Origin of the sequence: Bradyrhizobium sp. (assembly GCF_016462955.1) — a bacterium.
In the GTDB taxonomy this organism is placed as follows: domain Bacteria; phylum Pseudomonadota; class Alphaproteobacteria; order Rhizobiales; family Xanthobacteraceae; genus Bradyrhizobium.
In genome coordinates, this window is record NZ_JAEMSD010000006.1 from 6,464 (window position 1) to 24,088 (window position 17,625).

15 protein-coding genes and 2 pseudogenes are annotated in these 17,625 nt (G+C 64.3%); 15 read left to right on the forward strand and 2 right to left on the reverse strand.

What is annotated here, in order from left to right; genetic code table 11:
* From JHD07_RS01440 to JHD07_RS01455, 4 genes and pseudogenes are all read left to right on the forward strand, one after another.
* Positions 1 to 64: pseudogene (locus JHD07_RS01440) on the forward strand ((2Fe-2S)-binding protein); the annotation flags it as partial.
* 2 nt (positions 65 to 66) lie between these two features.
* Positions 67 to 2,454 carry a xanthine dehydrogenase family protein molybdopterin-binding subunit gene (locus tag JHD07_RS01445; protein WP_291618248.1) on the forward strand — a complete coding sequence of 796 codons (2,388 nt, stop codon included), beginning with the start codon at positions 67 to 69 and terminating at the stop codon, positions 2,452 to 2,454.
* Between the two features lie 10 nt (positions 2,455 to 2,464).
* Positions 2,465 to 3,262 carry a xanthine dehydrogenase family protein subunit M gene (locus tag JHD07_RS01450; RefSeq protein ID WP_291618250.1) on the forward strand — a complete coding sequence of 266 codons (798 nt, stop codon included), beginning with the start codon at positions 2,465 to 2,467 and terminating at the stop codon, positions 3,260 to 3,262.
* Positions 3,263 to 3,278: 16 nt separating this feature from the next.
* Positions 3,279 to 4,742 carry an amidase gene (locus tag JHD07_RS01455; protein WP_291618252.1) on the forward strand — a complete coding sequence of 488 codons (1,464 nt, stop codon included), beginning with the start codon at positions 3,279 to 3,281 and terminating at the stop codon, positions 4,740 to 4,742.
* Between the two features lie 9 nt (positions 4,743 to 4,751).
* On the opposite strand, the gene JHD07_RS01460 is transcribed toward JHD07_RS01455, so the two are convergent.
* On the reverse strand, positions 4,752 to 5,651 hold the full coding sequence (locus JHD07_RS01460) for a LysR substrate-binding domain-containing protein (RefSeq protein ID WP_291618254.1): 900 nt from the start codon (positions 5,649 to 5,651) through the stop codon (positions 4,752 to 4,754).
* Between the two features lie 421 nt (positions 5,652 to 6,072).
* Between JHD07_RS01460 and JHD07_RS01465 the strand changes: the two genes are divergently transcribed.
* The 11 genes from JHD07_RS01465 (at position 6,073) to dusA (ending at position 17,449) form a co-directional block, all read left to right on the forward strand.
* Positions 6,073 to 7,233, forward strand: a complete 1,161-nt coding sequence (locus JHD07_RS01465; protein ID WP_291618256.1) for a transporter substrate-binding domain-containing protein — start codon at positions 6,073 to 6,075, stop codon at positions 7,231 to 7,233.
* Positions 7,230 to 7,895 carry an ANTAR domain-containing protein gene (locus JHD07_RS01470; RefSeq protein ID WP_291618258.1) on the forward strand — a complete coding sequence of 222 codons (666 nt, stop codon included), beginning with the start codon at positions 7,230 to 7,232 and terminating at the stop codon, positions 7,893 to 7,895. Before JHD07_RS01465 ends, JHD07_RS01470 begins: the two co-directional genes overlap by 4 nt.
* A 10-nt stretch (positions 7,896 to 7,905) precedes the next feature.
* Entirely contained in the window at positions 7,906 to 9,159 is a 1,254-nt protein-coding gene (locus JHD07_RS01475; RefSeq protein ID WP_291618260.1) for an urea ABC transporter substrate-binding protein, read from the forward strand.
* 89 nt (positions 9,160 to 9,248) lie between these two features.
* Entirely contained in the window at positions 9,249 to 10,121 is an 873-nt protein-coding gene (locus JHD07_RS01480) for a branched-chain amino acid ABC transporter permease (protein WP_291618262.1), read from the forward strand.
* Between the two features lie 15 nt (positions 10,122 to 10,136).
* On the forward strand, positions 10,137 to 11,201 hold the full coding sequence (locus JHD07_RS01485; RefSeq protein WP_291618264.1) for a branched-chain amino acid ABC transporter permease: 1,065 nt from the start codon (positions 10,137 to 10,139) through the stop codon (positions 11,199 to 11,201).
* Positions 11,201 to 11,917 (forward strand): ABC transporter ATP-binding protein, encoded by a 717-nt coding sequence (locus tag JHD07_RS01490; RefSeq protein ID WP_291618271.1) that lies wholly within the window; start codon positions 11,201 to 11,203, stop codon positions 11,915 to 11,917. Before JHD07_RS01485 ends, JHD07_RS01490 begins: the two co-directional genes overlap by 1 nt.
* On the forward strand, positions 11,910 to 12,638 hold the full coding sequence (locus tag JHD07_RS01495) for an ABC transporter ATP-binding protein (RefSeq protein ID WP_291618276.1): 729 nt from the start codon (positions 11,910 to 11,912) through the stop codon (positions 12,636 to 12,638). Before JHD07_RS01490 ends, JHD07_RS01495 begins: the two co-directional genes overlap by 8 nt.
* 31 nt (positions 12,639 to 12,669) lie before the next feature.
* A complete protein-coding gene (locus JHD07_RS01500) occupies positions 12,670 to 13,659 on the forward strand; it encodes an acetamidase/formamidase family protein (protein WP_291618279.1) in 990 nt (329 codons plus the stop codon).
* Between the two features lie 13 nt (positions 13,660 to 13,672).
* Positions 13,673 to 15,412, forward strand: coding sequence for a nitrilase-related carbon-nitrogen hydrolase (locus JHD07_RS01505; RefSeq protein ID WP_291618281.1), 1,740 nt, complete (start codon positions 13,673 to 13,675; stop codon positions 15,410 to 15,412).
* Positions 15,413 to 15,433: 21 nt separating this feature from the next.
* A complete protein-coding gene (locus tag JHD07_RS01510) occupies positions 15,434 to 16,195 on the forward strand; it encodes an SDR family NAD(P)-dependent oxidoreductase (protein WP_291618283.1) in 762 nt (253 codons plus the stop codon).
* Positions 16,196 to 16,465: 270 nt separating this feature from the next.
* A complete protein-coding gene (gene dusA / locus JHD07_RS01515) occupies positions 16,466 to 17,449 on the forward strand; it encodes a tRNA dihydrouridine(20/20a) synthase DusA (protein WP_291618285.1) in 984 nt (327 codons plus the stop codon).
* Between the two features lie 6 nt (positions 17,450 to 17,455).
* Here the strand turns inward: dusA and JHD07_RS01520 are convergent.
* Positions 17,456 to 17,625, reverse strand: a pseudogene (locus JHD07_RS01520) (TIGR02281 family clan AA aspartic protease); the annotation flags it as partial.

Consider the following 17,625-nt stretch of genomic DNA (forward strand, 5'->3'; position numbering starts at 1 on the left):
CCAGAACATCGTCGTGTCGGTCATGGCTGGCGCTGCAGCCATGAACGCCGCCAAGGGAGAGTGACTATGGGCAATGTGATCGGAATCGGCGCCGCGCCAAAGCGCAAGGAGGACCAGCGCTTTCTCACCGGTCGCGGGAATTATGTCTCCGATATCAAGCGGCCGGGCATGACGGCGGGCGTTTTCGTGCGCTCGCCGCATGGACACGCCATGTTGCGCGGCATCGACAAGACCGCGGCCCTGGCCGCGCCCGGCGTCATCGCGGTCCTGACCGGCGATGACGTCGCCGCCGACGGCCTCGGTTCGTTGCCTTGCGGCTGGGGCATCACCGATGCCAAGGGCGTTCCCATGAAGGAGCCGCCTTTTCCCATGCTCGCGCAGAACAAGGTGCGCTTCGTGGGCGATATGGTGGCTGTTGTCATCGCGGAAACTCCGGAGCAGGCCAATGCTGCGGCCGAACTGCTAGAGGTCAACTATGAGGTGCTGCCTTCCGTGGTCGGCGTGCTTGAGGCCATAAGGCCTGATGCGCCGCAGCTGTTCGATGATGTCCCGAACAACATCTGTTGCGACTGGGAACTTGGCGACAAGGCCGCCGTTGAGGCTGCGTTCAAGAAGGCGGCGCATGTCGCCAAGCTGAGCCTCGTCAACAACCGCCTGATCGGCAACCCCATGGAGCCGCGGGCGGCGATCGCGGAATACGAGCCGGGCACGGATCGCTTCACGCTGTGGACCACGAGCCAGTTTCCGCACGTCGTTCGCTTCCTAATGGGCGCGCTGGTGTTGAACATACCGCAGCACAAGCTGCGGGTGGTGGCGCCGGACGTCGGCGGCGGCTTCGGCGTCAAGCAGTTCCATTACGGCGAAGAGGCCGTGATCACCTGGGCAGCCAAGCGTGTGAGGCGGCCGGTGAAATGGGTCGCGAGCCGCTCGGAAGGCTATGTCTCCGACCGTCATGGCCGAGACCACGTCACCGAGGCCGAGCTGGCGCTCGATGAAACCGGAAAGTTTCTTGCTTTCCGCGTCAACACGCTGGCCAATATGGGCGGCTATCTCTCGACCTTCGGGCCGAACATCCCGACCAACCTCTATGGCCCACTGCTCGGTGGCGTCTACACCACGCCCGCGATCTACTGCAACGTGAAGGTGGTCTTTACCAACACCGTGCCCGTCGACGCCTATCGTGGCGCCGGCCGTCCTGAAGCGACCTTCGTGCTGGAGCGTATCGTCGATGTCGCGGCCGCAGAGATGGGCATCGACCGCGTCGAGATCCGCCGCCGCAACATGATCCCGAAGGAGGCCTACCCGTACCAGACGCCGGTGCTGGTGCAGTACGATTCCGGCGATCCCATGGGATGCCTCGACGGCGCGCTGGTCGCCGCCGACGTCAAGAATTTCGGTATCCGCAAGGCAGCCTCCGCCAGCAAGGGCAAGTTCCGCGGGCTCGGCTACTCCACCTATGTCGAAGCCTGCGGCCTTGCGCCGTCGCGCTTCGCCGGCAGGCTTGGGGCACGCGGCGGTCTCTATGAGAGCGCCACGGTGCGGGTGCATCCGACCGGGCAGGTGACGGTCATGATCGGCACGCACAATCACGGCCAGGGCCACGAGACCACTTTCGCGCAGATCGTCTCGGACAAGCTCGGCGTCGCCTTCGAGAATGTCGACATCGTGTTCGGCGACACCGACCGCGTGCAGTTCGGCATGGGTACGTATGGTTCGCGTTCCCTCGTGGTCGGAGGTGCCGCCTTGTCCAAGGCCACCGACAAGGTCATTGCCAAGGGCAAGAAGATCGCCTCGCATCTGCTCGAAGCGGCCGAGGTCGACATCCAGTTCGAGAGCGGAAAGTTCTCGGTAGCCGGCACGGACCGCAGCAAGACGTTCGAGGAGATCGCCGGCGCGGCCTATGTCCCGCACAATTATCCACTCGAGGTGCTGGAGCCGGGGCTGGAGGAGCAGGCCTATTACGATCCCGTCAACTTCACTTATCCCGGTGGCTGCCATATCGCCGAGGTCGAGGTCGATCCCGAAACGGGCACGGTCACCCTCGTGAACTATACTGCGGTCGATGACGTCGGCACAGTGATCAACCCGATGATCGTCGAGGGCCAGCTGCATGGCGGCATCGTGCAAGGCGTCGGCCAGGCGCTGTTCGAAAACGCGGTCTATGACGAGGGCTCCGGCCAACTGCTGTCGGGCTCGCTGATGGACTATTGCATGCCGCGTGCCGACCATCTGCCGATGATGAAAGTTGCGACCCACTCGACGCTCTGCACGCATACGCCGATGGGCGTGAAGGGCTGCGGTGAGGTTGGGACCATCGGCTCGCCGGCGGCGGTCATCAATGCCGTGGTCGATGCGCTCTCGCATCTCGGCGTCACCCATGTCGACATGCCGGCGACGCCGAACCGGATCTGGCGCCTCCTGCAGAACGCGTCGTTGCCGGTCGCTGCGGAATAGGGAGGATTACATGAAACCGTTTGCCTACCACCAGCCGGACCAGATTCCGGACGCGGCCAAGCTCCTGACTTCCATCGAGGACAGCAAGCTCGTTGCCGGCGGCATGACGCTGATCCCAACGCTGAAGCAACGGCTGGCCAGCCCGGTCGCACTGGTCGATCTGTCGAAGCTCGGAAACCTCAAGGGTATAACCGACGATGGTGCCACCATCACCATCGGCGCAATGACGCCGCACGCGGTGGTCGCTGCCTCGAAACTGGTGCAGACCAGGATCCCCGCGCTCGCGGCGCTGGCTTCGATGATCGGCGATCCCGCCGTTCGCAGCCGCGGCACCATCGGTGGTTCCGTTGCCAACAACGATCCGGCAGCGGATTATCCGGCCGGCGTGCTCGGCCTCGGCGCCACCATCGTCACCAGCATGCGGGAGATTGCCGCGGACAAGTTCTTCCTCGGCCTGTTCGAGACGGCGCTCGAACCCGGCGAAATCATCACTGCGGTCCGTTTACCCGTGCCGCTGAAAGCAGGCTACGCAAAGTTCAAGGCGCCGGCGTCGCGTTATGCGCTGGTCGGCGTGTTCGTCGCGAAATTCGCCGATGGGGTCCGGGTCGCCGTCACGGGCGCGGGTCCCGGCGTTTTCCGAGTGCCGCCGATGGAGGCCGCGTTGTCGGCCAATTTCGATCCGTCCGCGATCGCGGCGATCAGGATCGACACCGACGGTCTCACCTCAGATATCCATGCCGAAGCCGATTACCGGGCGCACCTCGTCACGGTGATGGCCAAGCGCGCCGTCGACGCGGCGCTCAGCTAGCTCTTTAGGGTCGATGATGACTGATGGTTCCGGCCGAGCGGCCTTCCCGCCGGCGCCGACTGGCCTTGGCGCGCTTTCTGCATCCGAGATCGTGGCCGGCTACAGGCGCAGAGCGTTTACGCCGCGCGATGTTGTCGATGACACGATCGCAGCGCTTCAGGCAACAGACGAAGCCTGCAATGCGGTGGTGACGCCGATGTACGAACAGGCGAGAGCCGAGGCCGATCGCCTCACCAGGGAGATGCGTTCGGGCGAGGCTAGGGGACCGCTGGCCGGTGTGCCCGTCACGATCAAGGATCTCGTCTATGTCGCCGGAGTTCCGGCCTATGCCGGCTCGCCCATGAACAGGGGTTTCGTGCCCGAGGCCGATGCCGCCGTGGTGTCCGCGCTGAGGGCGTCAGGCGCCATCATCACCTGCAAGACCACGACCTGCGAGTCCGGCTACAAGCTGACGGCCGACAGTCCGGTTACCGGCATCACGCGCAATCCCTGGAACGCTGGTCGTACCAGCGGCGGCTCCAGCGGAGGGGCTGCTGCCGGCGTCGCCGCCGGTTGCGGTCCGATCGCGATCGGCACTGACGGCGTCGGCTCGATCCGCGTGCCTTCGTCGTTCTGCGGCGTGTTCGGATTGAAGCCCACGTTCGGCCTCGTGCCGCGCTCGCCCGGCTTCTCGCCGCCGTCCTGGGCCTCGCTCGCACATACCGGGCCGATCACGCGCACGGTGGCGGATGCCGCGCTGACGCTGGGGATCATTGCTGGCTACGACCTGCGCGATGCAGCAAGCCTGCCAGTGTCGCCGCGCCGCTTCGACACCCATGGGGCGTCGCTGGACGGCATCCGCATCGGCGCCAGCGCCGATTTCGGCTACGCCGCGGTCAGCCCCGACGTCCGCGCTGCGTTCGACAAGGCACTTTCAATTCTCGATTCCTGCGGGGCGCAGGTTACCAGGGACGACCCAGGCCTCGATCCCGGTATTCTCGAGCACACGCTGAAGCCGATCGCTTTCACGGAACAGGCGGCGGCAGTTTCAACCAAGACCGCGGCCGATCTCGCAAGCTCCGAGCCCGATTATCGCGACGTCATCGCCGCCGGTCGGAACTACACCGGGACCGATTATATCGAAGCGAGCTATCGCCGCGGCCAGGCGCGCAATGCGTTCCTGAAGCTGTTCGAGCGCGTCGATGCCCTGGTGACGCCGACCGTCGCGGTGACGGCATTCGAGGCGGGACAGATCGGTGTCGGCACGATCGACGGCAGCAAGGTCGATCCGCATCTCGGCTGGTCGCCCTTTACGTGGCCGATCAATCTCGCCGGCCTGCCGGCTGCGACGCTTCCTTGCGGTTTCGATCGCGACGGCATGCCGATAGGCCTTCAGGTCATCGCGCCCTGGCTCGACGAACCCACGATCTTCCGCATCGCGGCCGCGTTCGAGCAGGCGCAACCCTGGGCCAAGTTCTGGCCGCCGCTGGCGCTGTGCTAGGATGCCAAGCTAGCCCAGCGTGATCGGCGCGCCGCGGCCGCTAAGCTCTTCGTCGAGACGCAGATAGTGCGCGAGATAATCGTGCAGCGCGGTCGCGGCCTTCGAGGTCGCTCCGCTGGACTTGTAGAGCAGCAGCTCGATCTTCGGCAGCGGCGGCAGGCCCTCGTTGGGGCCGATTTCGCACATCGCCGGCACCAAGGCACTGCGGCCGAGCACGGTAACCGCCATGCCCGCAAAGGCCGCCGCCTGCAGGCCCCCGACGCTTTCGCTGACGCAGGCAATGCGCCAGCGCAAATTGGCTCGTTCCAGCGTTTCGATGGCGTAGTCACGGTAGATGTTGCCGGGCGGCAATAGCGCCAGCGGGATCGGGCGCTCTTGATGCGCGGCGGATTGCTCGCCGGTCATCCAGACCAATTGCTCGCGCCGCACCACCTGGCCGCCAGTGAAATCGTTCATGCGCGTGACCAGTGCGATGTCGACATCACCGCGCTTGACGAGGCCAACCAGCGGTGTCGACAGCGCGCAATTGAGCTCGACCTGCACGCGCGGAAAGGATTTCCGGAATACGCTGAGGATCTGCGGCAGCATGAACGCGGCGTAGAGGTCGGGCGTCCCGAGGACCACCTGGCCTTCGATCTCCTGTGACGCCAGTTGCGAAATCAGCTCGTCATGCAACCGCAGGATGGACTTTGCGTAGGTGAGAACGGTGGTGCCGTCGTCGGTCAGCGTCAGCCTGCGGCCGCCATGCTCGAACAATTGCTTGCCCGTCAGCTCCTCCAGCCGCTGCAATTGCAATGTGATCGCCGGCTGGGTTCGGCCCAGCCGTCGCGCGGTCTCGGTGATGCTGCCGGTCTCGACCACCGAAATCAGCGACCGGAGCATGCGGATGTCGAGACTAACGAGGTTCATGCGGCGCCCATATCGCCTACGATTTATGCAAAATACGTGCTAACGCACGACAGCCCAGCAGCCATGTTGACGCAGTCGGACTTGCTTCAATCGGAGCAGGCTAGCCATCCGCGACGACATCATCGATCGCACCATCGAGGGTCAGGACGGAGTGAGAGCGGCAAAGCCCGATCTGATACGCCGCACAGCGCTGCACAGATTTGCTGCATGGCGACGTGAATTGGAGCAGTAAGCGCTGCAATAACGCGCTTGACTTCGCTTTCGATCTCAACGACCGTATCGTCCAAGCGTTGGGCAGCTTGGCCCGTCAACGCGACGAGTTCAAACCATTTCCAACACCACGCGCATCGCGTGTTCGGTTGGCGGCGAGGGCGCCCTCGGCTTAACGGCCGGCGGGCGCTTTTTTGTTTTGGATCGAGTGATGACGCGGACGCGATATCGTATCGGTGTGATGTTCTCGACGACGGGGTCGTACAGCGTCGTCGCGCGTTCGATGCTCAACGGAGCGCTGCTCGCGTTCGACGAAATCAACGCCCGCTCCGACACGGTCCAGCTGGAGCCGGTGGTGGTCAATCCCAACGGCGATCTCGCCTGCTATCGCTCGCTCAGCCAGGACCTGCTCAAATCGGGGATCCGTCACGTCGTCGGCTGTTACACCTCCTCCAGCCGGAAGGAGGTCATTCCCTGCTTCGAGAAGTTCGATGGCATGCTCTGGTATCCGTCGCACTATGAAGGTTTCGAAAGCTCCGACAACGTCGTTTATACGGGGGCCGCGCCCAATCAGCACGTTCTCCCGCTGGTCGACTATCTCGCCACCCGCGTCGGCAAGCGCGCCTTCTGCGTCGGCTCCAACTACATCTGGGCCTGGGAGAACAATCGCATCTTCCGCGAAGCGTTGATCGCGCGCGGCGGCACCGTTCTAGCCGAGCGCTATCTGTCCGTCGGCGATACCGAGGTCGACCAGGTCATTGCTGCGATCATCGAGCAGCGTCCGGATTTCGTCTTCAACAATCTGATCGGCACCAGCGCCTATGCCTTCTTCCGCGCGTTCCGCGCCGCCTGCCGTGCGCGTGGCATCGATCAGGCCACGGAAATCCCGGTCGCGAGCTGCACGCTGTCGGAGCCGGAATTGCCGGAGATTGGCCCGGATGCGGTCGAGGGGCATCTGTCCTCGAGCGTCTACTTCTCGTCGTTGAAATCGGGGGAGAACGCCGCCTTCGTCGATGCCTATACGCAGTCCTTCCCGGATGGCCCGGTCTCGTCGGCCGACGCGGAGTCCTCTTACATCGCCGTCAAGCTGCTTGCATCCGCCTTGTCGCAGGCCGGCACCGACGATGCGCGCAAGGTGCGCGCCGCAGTGGCGGACCAGCGGCTGCATGCGCCGCAAGGCGACGTCCGCATCGACCGCCAGACCTTCCACGCCTGGCTCACGCCTCGGATTGGCCGATCGACCGCCGGCGGGCAGTTCGAGGTGCTGCTGGAATCACGCGAGCCGATCGCGCCTGATCCCTATCTCGTTCAGTCGTCGCCGCGCTTTGCCAGCGCAATGCGCTCTCCACATTTGAAGGTGGTGCAATCATGAGCTCTCGACTGCTGCAGAACTTCAAGGGCGGCCGTGCCATCGTCGTCACGAGGCGAGGGGGCTGGGAGAGCGCGCTGGAGACGACGCTTGCCAAACTCGGTGTCTCCACGGAGTACCCTGAGATCGTAGATGGCCGCGCCCAGCTCGACGTCGCCGGCCTTCAGGCTGACCGCGATATCCTGTTCGTCGACGGCGATCTCGAAGGCGCGGTCGCGATCGAGGTCAATCCGGCCTCGCGGCTGCCGCCGGTACCTGTGATCGGCCTCGTCGGTGTCGAAGCGCCGAGCCGGCTGAAGGCGCTGGTCAATCTCGGCGCCACCTCGTTCCTGCGCAAGCCGGTGCATGGCGGCGCGGTCTACACGTCCCTGTTCATGGGCATCAACCAGTTCCTGCTGCGCGCCGAAATGTATGAGCGCGTCCAGGGTCTCGAGGAGCGCCGCCGCGGGCGCCGCGCGGTGATCCGGGCCGTCATCCTGCTGATGCAGCAGGACGGCCTCGACGAGGAAGGTGCCTATTCCCGGCTCCGTCGCGACAGCATGCGCGCGCGGCAGAACATGGAGCTCTATTGCGAAGAGCTTCTGAGCAAGCGGGCGAAGCCGCCCGATACGTCCGGCCGCACGACCGGCATCACGCTGCAAGGCGGCAACAAGCAGGCCATCTAGGAGAAGCAAAATGAGCAAGTCTGTATTGCGGGGGCTGCGCGCCGCAGCCCTCACGGGGACGCTTGTCCTCGGATCACCCATAGGCTCCCACTCGGCGCTGGCGGCGGAGAATCCGATCAAGCTCGGGGTGCTGGAGGATCAGTCCGGCGACTTCGCTGCGGCCACGATCGGCAAGGTCCACGCCATCCAGCTCGCCGCCGAGGAGATCAACAAGGCCGGCGGCATCATGGGCCGGCCGCTGGAGCTCGTCACCTACGACACCCAGTCCGACAACACCCGCTACCAGGAGTTCATGCGCCGCGTGCTCCAGCGCGACAAGGTCGACGTCGTCTTCGCGGGCTTCTCCTCGGCCTCGCGCGAGGCGTATCGTCCGATCGTCGACCAGTTCAACGGCTTCGCCTTCTACAACAACCAGTATGAAGGTGGCGTCTGCGACGGCCACATGATCGTAACGGGCGCCGTGCCGGAACAGCAGTTCTCGACGCTCATCCCCTACATGATGGAGAAGTACGGCAAGAACGTCTACACGCTCGCAGCCGACTACAATTTCGGCCAGATCTCGGCCGAATGGGTGCGCAAGATCGTCAAGGAGAACGGCGGCAAGATGGCCGGCGAGGAATTCATCCCGCTCGGTGTATCGCAGTTCTCGCAGAGCATCCAGAACATCCAGAAGGCGAAGCCGGACTTCGTGGTCACGCTGTTGGTCGGCACGGCGCAGGCGTCTTATTACGAGCAGGCGGCCTCCGCCAACGTCAGCCTGCCGATGGCATCCTCAGTCAACGTCGGCCAGGGCTACGAGCACAAGCGCTTCAAGCCGCCGAGCCTGAAGGACATGTACGTCACCACCAACTACATCGAGGAGATCGACTCGCCCAAGAGCAAGGAGTTCTACGCCAAGTTCAAGGCCAAGTTCCCGAGCGAGCCCTATGTGAACCAGGAGGCCGAGAACTCCTATCTCGCGGTCTATCTCTACAAGCAGATGGTCGAGCGCGCGAAGTCGACCAAGCGGGAGGAAATCCGCAAGGTGATCGCACTGGGCGACGTTTGCATGGACGCGCCGGAGGGCAAGGTCTGTATCGACCCGAAGAGCCAGCATATGTCGCACACGATCTATCTCGCCAAGGTCGGCGCCGATCATTCGATCTCCTTCCCGAAGATCTGGGAGGACATCAAGCCGTACTGGCTGGGTGAGGCCGGCTGCGATCTCACCAAGAAGGACCCGATGGCTCAGTACACGCCCTCGAATCCTCCACCCAAGCCCTGACCTGCGGCGTGTCGCCCCGGCCCTCACGTCGGCCGGGGCGATCACGGACATCCGCGGCGCGCCGCATCCTTCCACTTCCTGGTTGATTCATGGACATCGCGACCCACGTCTTCTCGGCACTCTATCAATTCGGCGACGCCTTCGCATTCCTGGTGCTCTCGGCCTGCGGCCTCGCGGTGATCTTCGGCATGATGGGCGTGATCAATCTGGCCCATGGCGAGTTCATCATGTGCGGTGCCTACGTCACCGCCGCCACCGTGCACGCCGGCCTGCCGCTGCCGCTGGGAATTCTGACCGGTACCCTCGTATCGGCGCTGGTCGGCGTCGTGGTTGAACTCGCGGTAATCCGTCATCTCTACGAGCGGCCGCTCGACACCATCGTCGCCACCTGGGGATTGAGCCTGATCGCGACGCAAGGCACGCTGATCATGGTAGGCTCGACCATGGCCGGCGTCGGTACGCCGTTCGGCAGCTTTCAGGTCGGCGACTACTCCTATTCGATCTATCGCATCGTGCTGTTTTGCGCCGCGATCGGGGTGCTCGCTGCGCTCTATGCGCTCTTCAACTGGACGCGGTTCGGCGTGCTGGCACGCGCCACCATCCAGGTGCCGCACATGGCGGCGGCGCTCGGCGTCGACACGCGCCTGATCTACAGTCTCACTTTCGCTTGCGGGGCCGGGCTGGCCGGCCTCGCCGGTGGTCTCTACGCGCCGACCATGACGCTGGTGCCCACCATGGGAGCGACCTTCATCATGGAGGCCTTCGTCACCGTCGTGATCGGTGGCGCCGACGTCTTCCTCGGCACCGCACCGGCAGGCGCCGTGCTGGCGGTCGTGAAATCGGTGATGACGTCGTGGCAGGGCCAGCTGTTCGGCCAGATCGGCCTGCTGGTCGCAGTGATCATCGTCGTCCGGGTGCTGCCGAAAGGCATCTCCGGCTTCGTGCTGCGCGAGCGCACCTGACGGAGTGATGGTGTCGTGACCGGTCTCCTCGCAATGTTTCGCCGTCTCGAAGGCCCGCAGACCGTCGGTCGCGGTCCGGCCTTCTGGGCCTTGTTCGCCCTCGTGCTCGCCGCCGCGCTGGCTTATCCGCTGTTCAGCGACGGCTACACGGTCGGCAACACCGTCTATTTCTTCGTCTGGGTGTTCATCGCGCTCAGCCTGTGTTTGATCTGGGGCTATGGCGGCTCGCTTTCGTTCGGCCAGACCGCGTTCTTCGGCATCGCGGGCTATGGCTATGGCGTCCTCACCATCAATTTCGGTTCCGCCTACGGCTTCACGCTGCTGGCGCTGGTGATTGCGGTCGCGATCGCCGCACTGTTCGCGGTCCTGCTCGGCTACTTCATGTTTTTCGGCCGCATCGCCGGCGTCTTCCTCGGCATCGTCACGCTCGCCGTGACCCTGATGCTGGAGCGCTTCATGGCGCAGACAGCAGGACCGGAATGGCGCATCGGAGCTGCACGCCTCAACGGCTTCAACGGCATGAGTGCGATGCCGCCGCTCACCATCCCCTGGCCGGGCGAGCCGATCGTGCTGTTCGCCGATATCGGGCTCTACTACCTCGTGCTCGGCCTTCTCGTTCTCGTCTATCTGGCCTTGCGTATCCTGATGAACTCGTCTTTTGGCAATGTCATCGTCGCCATCCGCGAGAACCCGGAAAGGGCGGAGATGCTGGGTTACGACATCCGCAAGTACCAGCTCATCACCTTCGTGATTGGCGCTGCGCTCGCTGGGCTCTCCGGCGTTCTCTACACCGTGTGGGGCCAGTACATTACGCCGTCGAGCATGGGCATGACCGCCGCTGCGCTGCCGCTGATCTGGGTCGCGGTCGGCGGCCGCAGCGACCTGACGTCGACCGTGATCGGTACGCTGGTGGTGCTCGCCGCGTTTCAGGCGCTCACGATTTACGGCAGCCAGTACGCGCTGGTCTTCATGGGGGTGCTGCTCGTGCTTACGGTGCTGATCGCGCCCAACGGCCTCGTGCTCGGGGCAATGAACTGGCTGGGCCGCATCGCAGCACGTTTTACGCAGAGGGCCGGCTAATGTCGCTGCTCGAACTGCGCAAGCTGAACAAGCATTTCGGTGGCCTGCACGTGACCAATTCGGTGGATCTCACGCTGCAAGCCGGCGAGATCCATTGCCTGATCGGCCCCAACGGCGCGGGCAAGAGCACGCTGTTCCGGCTAATTCTCGGCGAGCATCATCCCGGCAGCGGCGACATTCTCTTCGCCGGGGAGGACATCACCGCGCTGAAATCCTTTGCGCGGATTCACCGTGGCCTTTCGGTCAAATTCCAGGTGCCCGGCGTCTTCAGGGGCCTGTCGGTCCGCCAGAATCTCGAGATCGCCCTGCAGAGCCGGCACCGCGGCACTGAACTCGAAGCCGAGATCGGGCGGCTGCTCCACTTCCTTGGGCTGGAATCGGAGCATACGCAGATCGCCGGCAATCTCAGCCACGGCCAGAAGCAATGGCTCGAGATCGGCATGGCGGTCAGTCTGAAACCGCGTCTTCTTCTGCTGGACGAGCCGACCGCCGGCATGTCGCCCGAGGAAACCCACCTTACCGGCGAAATGGTGCAGCGGCTCAATGCCGATGGCATGACGGTGCTGGCGATCGAGCACGACATGGCCTTCGTCCGGCAGGTCGCGCACCGCGTCACCGTTCTGCATCTCGGCCAAGTCTTCGCGCAGGGTTCGATCGACGAAATCGTGGCCGACGAGCGTGTGGCGGCGATCTATCTCGGGCAGGCCCATGCTTGACGTACCGCGCAAGGAAGTGATTCTCGCAACGCTCGGCCTGCGCGCCGGCTATGGCGGCAAGCCGGTGCTGCAGGGCCTCGAGATCGAGGTGCGTGAAGGCGAGATCGTCGCCGTGATCGGACGCAACGGCGTCGGCAAATCCACACTGATGAAGAGCCTGATCGGGCTCGTGCCGGTCATGGACGGCTCGATTGTCTATCGCGGCCAGGCGGTGGAGCTTCTTCCCGCACACAAGCGGGCGCGTCTCGGCATGGGCTATGTTCCGCAGGGGCGCGACGTGTTTCCGCGGCTGACCGTCGGCGAGAACGTCGCGGTCGGCGCGGCGATCAAGGGCGGCGGCATTCCCGAAGCGGGGCGGCGCAAGATCGTCGAGGCCTTTCCGATCCTTGAAGAGCGCTGGCATCAGCGCGCCGGCACCATGTCCGGCGGCCAACAGCAGCAGCTTGCGATCGGACGGGTCCTGATCGCCGACCCCCACCTCATCCTGCTCGACGAGCCCTCGGAAGGCATCCAGCCGAATATCGTCCAGGATATCGCGCGCAACATGGTCGAGCTCAATCGCAGGACCGGAGTCACCATCATCCTGGTCGAGCAAAATCTCGACATGATCCGCGCCATGGCGCAGCGCTGCTACGTCATGGACAAGGGACGCATCGTCGCAAATCTCGATCGCGCAGCGCTCGACGACGCGGCCGAGATGCGGCGTCATCTCGCGGTTTGAAGACCGGCCAATGACAGAAGGAGAAAATCAAATGTCCTGGCAGAAAGACTCCATTATGGCCCGCAAGGGCATCGCCAAGGGCGAGCGCGGTACGGCCTACACCATCACCGAGAGCGAACAGGGCAAGTATCACTATGTCTACGGCCCCTACGTGAAGCCGGTGCTGACCGTCGATCCCGGCGCAGTCGTCGCCGCGGAGACCCATGATGCGTTCGAGGGCGCCATCAAGAACGAGACCGACAGCCCGTCGAAGATCCTCAACTTCCCGTTCCTCAATCCGCAGAACGGGCCGATCCACGTCAACGGCGCCGAGAAGGGCGACACACTCGCAGTCTACATCGAGAGCATCGTGCCACGCGGGCCGCAGCCGCGCGGTACCACGGTCATCATGCCGGAATTCGGCGGACTGGTCAGCACGGGCAACACGGCGCTGCTCAATCCGGCGCTGCCCGAGCGCGTCAAGAAGCTGGAGATCGACGCCAAGACCGGCACCAAATGGAACGACAAGATCACGCTGCCCTATGAACCGTTCATCGGCACCATCGGCACCTCACCGGAGATCGAGGCGATCTCCTCGCTCGTTCCGGATTATTACGGCGGCAACATGGACCTGCCTGATGTCGGCGTCGGCGCCATCATCTACCTGCCGGTCAACACCAAGGGCGCGCTGCTCTATCTCGGCGACTGTCATGCCGCGCAAGGTGATGGCGAGCTCTGCGGCGTTGCCATCGAGCATCCGACCGTGACCACGGTGCAGGTCGATCTCATCAAGAACTGGACCATTGCCTGGCCGCGCCTGGAAACGAAGGACTTCATCATGACCATCGGCTCGGCCCGGCCGATGGAGGATGCCGCTCGCATTGCCTATCGCGAGCTCTGCCGCTGGATGGCGGCGGACTACGGTTTCGAGGAGATCGACGCCTATATGTTGCTGACCCAGGCCGGTCGGGTCAGGCTCGGCAACATGGTCGATCCCAAATACACATTGGGTGCGTCTATCAAGAAATCCTATCTCGTTTGAGGCAGGCCGGGTCATGTCCACCATTCACAAGGTTGCCGCCGTCCAGTTCGAGCCGACCATGTTCGAGAAAGCGGGCAACATCGCCCGCCTGCTCGAACTCTGCGAGCAGGCGGCGGCCGCCGGCGCAAAGCTGATCGTCACGCCGGAGATGGGGACGACGGGCTATTGCTGGTTCGACCGGGCCGAGGTTGCGCCGTTCGTCGAGACGATCCCCGGGCCGACCACGAGCCGCTTTGCGGCGCTGGCGCGCAAGCATGGCTGCTACATCGTGGTCGGCATGCCCGAGGTCGACGAGGACAACATCTATTTCAACACCGCCGTCCTGATCGGGCCGGACGGTATCGTCGGCCGTCACCGCAAGACGCATCCTTACATCTCCGAGCCGAAATGGGCCGCAGCTGGCGATTTGCACAACCAGGTGTTCGAGACCCCGATCGGCCGTATCGCGCTGCTGATCTGCATGGACATTCACTTCGTGGAGACCGCGCGACTGATGGCGCTCGGCGGGGCCGACGTCATCTGCCACATCTCGAACTGGCTGGCGGAACGCACGCCGGCGCCTTACTGGATCAGCCGCGCCTTCGAGAACGGCTGCTATGTGATCGAGAGCAACCGCTGGGGGCTGGAGCGCACCGTGCAGTTCAGTGGCGGGAGCTGTGTCATCGCCCCGGACGGGCAGGTGATCGCAGTGCTCGACAAGGGCGACGGCGTGCTGCTGTCGGAGATCGACCTCGAGGCCGCGCGGTCGCGCCGCGTGCTTGGCGAAGCCGTCTTTGCGCAGCGCCGGCCGGAGCTCTATCCGGAGCTCCTGACCGATACGTTCAGCTGGAATCCGCGCGACTTCTTTGGTCTCTACGGCCATGAGCCCTGGCCGCCCGGGAAGACGTCACGGGTCAGCGTTGCGCAATTTGCGCCTCGCGACGACATCGACCAGAATCTCGCTGAGATCGCGGCACTTGCGCGTAAGGCGAGCGCCGAAGGCGCGGATCTGGTCGTGTTCCCGGAGCTTGCCGTAACCGGTCTCGGCGATCCCGCGACGTCGGCGCAGCCGATACCCGGTCCGGTGACCCATCGCCTCGAGGAACTCGCAGCGGAGCTGGGTCTCTATCTCATCTGCGGCCTCGCGGAGCGCGCCGGCGACACGCTCTACAACAGCGCCTGTCTTGTCGCCCCGGAAGGGGAGATCTCGGTCTATCGCAAGACGCACCTCACGGCCGACGAGCGAAGCTGGGCGACGGCCGGAGAAGGCTGGACCGTCATCGACACGCCGATTGGCCGCATCGGGCTTTTGATCGGTCACGACGCCTCGTTTCCGGAGGCGGGCCGGGTGCTGGCGCTGCGCGGCTGCGATCTCATCGCCTGTCCTGCAGCGATCAAGGGACGCTTCAGTTCGTCACATGCCGGCACGGAGGTCGAGCAACCGGCGCCGATTCCGACCGGTCCGGATCCGCATCACTGGCATCATCTGCGCGTTCGCGCGGGCGAGAACAATCTGTTCTTCGCCTTCGCCAATGTCGCCGATCCTGAACGCCTCTATCCCGGGCTGAGCGGCGTGTTCGGGCCCGACACTTTTGCGTTCCCGCGGCGGGAGGCGATCGCGGCCGGCGGCACGGGGCTTGCAACTGCTCTGGTCGACACCACCAATCTCGACAGCGTTTATCCGACCAATGTCGTGCGCCGAAAGGACCTGGTCTCGATGCGAATGCCGCACAGCTATCGCGGATTGGTCAAGGTGGCTGCGAGCAATTACTGAACCAAGAAAAGGAAGCCGACCATGGATCTGGGACTCAAGGGTGCAAAGGTTCTCGTTACGGGAAGCACCAAGGGAATCGGGCGCGCGATCGCCGAGACATTTGCCGCCGAGGGCGCCGACGTCGGGGTGTGCTCCCGCAACCTCGCCGAGGTCGAGAGCACGGTCGCTGCGCTCAAGGCCAAGGGCGTTGCGGCCTATGGCGGCGCGGTCGACGTTGCCGATGCGGCGGTCCTGAAGGCCTGGGTTGGCGATATGGCGTCAAAGCTCGGCGGCATCGACGTCGTCGTGGCCAATGTGAGTGCGCTTGCGATCGGACAGGACGACGAGAGCTGGCAGAAGGAGTTCTCGACCGACATGATGGGGACGGTGCGGCTGGTGAATGCGGCCATGCCGTATTTGGAGAAAAGCAAGGCCGGCGCGATCGTCACCATCTCCAGCGTTTCCGGCCGCGAGGTCGATTTTGCCGCCGGACCCTACGGCACCTTCAAGGCCGCTATCATCCATTACACGCAGGGGCTCGCCAATCAGCTGGCGGCGAAAGGCATCCGCGCCAATTCGGTCTCGCCCGGCAATACCTATTTCGAGGGTGGGGTCTGGAACATGATCAAGGACAACAACCCCGAGCTCTACAAGACCGCGCTGGCGCTCAATCCGACGGGACGCATGGGCACGCCCCAGGAGATGGCCAACGCCGTGGTGTTTCTCGCGAGCAGCGCGGCGAGCTTCATCACCGGGACGAACCTCGTCGTCGATGGCGCATTGACGCGTGGCGTCCAGTTCTAGCTAGCAAGGGCACGATGGGCATGCGGGACTTTGCCGGGACGCGGTGAACGTCCTTTTTGCCGTCGACTGCGTGCCCCCCGAGATCGACCGCAAACGCGCGGAGTCAGCAGACATCCAGCGCCGAGGCCGCTTGTCTTGTGGATCTGTCCGGTGATATGGCCCGGCAGCTTGTAGCGACGAAAGCGGTCTGGATCCGAAACCGCGAATGCGCCGGGGGAAATTCGGTGGCCCTCCGTTGCATTGAATCGCGGTCTCGGCTAAGTGACTGATATGAAATCAAAATTCAGCGTCGCCCCGATGATGGATTGGACCGACCGGCATTGCCGGGTGTTCCACCGCCACCTGACGCGGCGGGCGTTGCTCTATACTGAGATGCTGACGACCGGCGCCGTCATTCATGGCCACCGGGAACGGCTGCTCGGATTCGATCCATGCGAGCATCCCGTGGCGCTCCAGCTGGGCGGCTCGGATCCGCAGGAGCTGGCACAGGCCGCGCGGATCGGCGAGGCGTTCGGCTATGACGAGATCAATCTCAATGTCGGCTGCCCGTCCGATCGCGTGAAGGACGGCCGCTTTGGTGCCTGCCTCATGGCCGAGCCGGAGCTGGTGGCGAGGTGCGTCGAGGCCATGAAGCGCGCGGTCGCGGTTCCCGTCACGGTGAAGTGCCGGATCGGGATCGACGACCAGGATCCGGAAGTCGCGCTCGATGCGCTCGCCCGCGCGGTCGTGGCTTCAGGCTGCGATGCGCTGATCGTGCATGCGCGCAAGGCCTGGCTCAACGGCCTGTCTCCGAAGGAGAACCGCGACATTCCCCCGCTCGACTATGAGCGCGTCTATCGACTCAAGCGCGCGATGCCTGGCGTGCCCGTCATCATCAACGGAGGTATTCGGAGCATCGACGAGGCAAAGGCGCATCTTGCCCATGTCGACGGCGTGATGCTCGGCCGTGCCGCCTATCAGGAGCCGTGGCGGCTGCTCGGCGTCGATGCCGGCATCTTCGGAGAGGCGCCTCCGCACGCCTCCATGCAGGACGCGCTCGAGGCGATGATGCCCTATATCGAGCAGCAGCTGGCGCGCGGCACGCGGCTGCATTCGATCACGAGGCACTTCGTCGGTGCCTTCCACGCTGTGCCGGGTGCGCGTGCCTTCCGTCGCCATCTTGCCGAGCAGGGGGTCAAGCCGGGGGCCGTTCTCGACGTGCTGCGCGATGCGATCGCGCGTGTCGGTGTTCGCGCGCCGGCCGAGGCGGCGTAGCTTCGTCTAGTCCGCCGCCATCCGGGAGCGGCGCGGACTGCGCTGAAGCTCCGGATATCCTGTCAGCATCAGCGTGTCCGCGCGCACGCCCCAGCTTTCCAGGCGATCGAGGAAGCTCATGCCGAGCAGATTGGTCTTCATCTGACCACGCTGGACGACGAGGGCCGGCACCGACT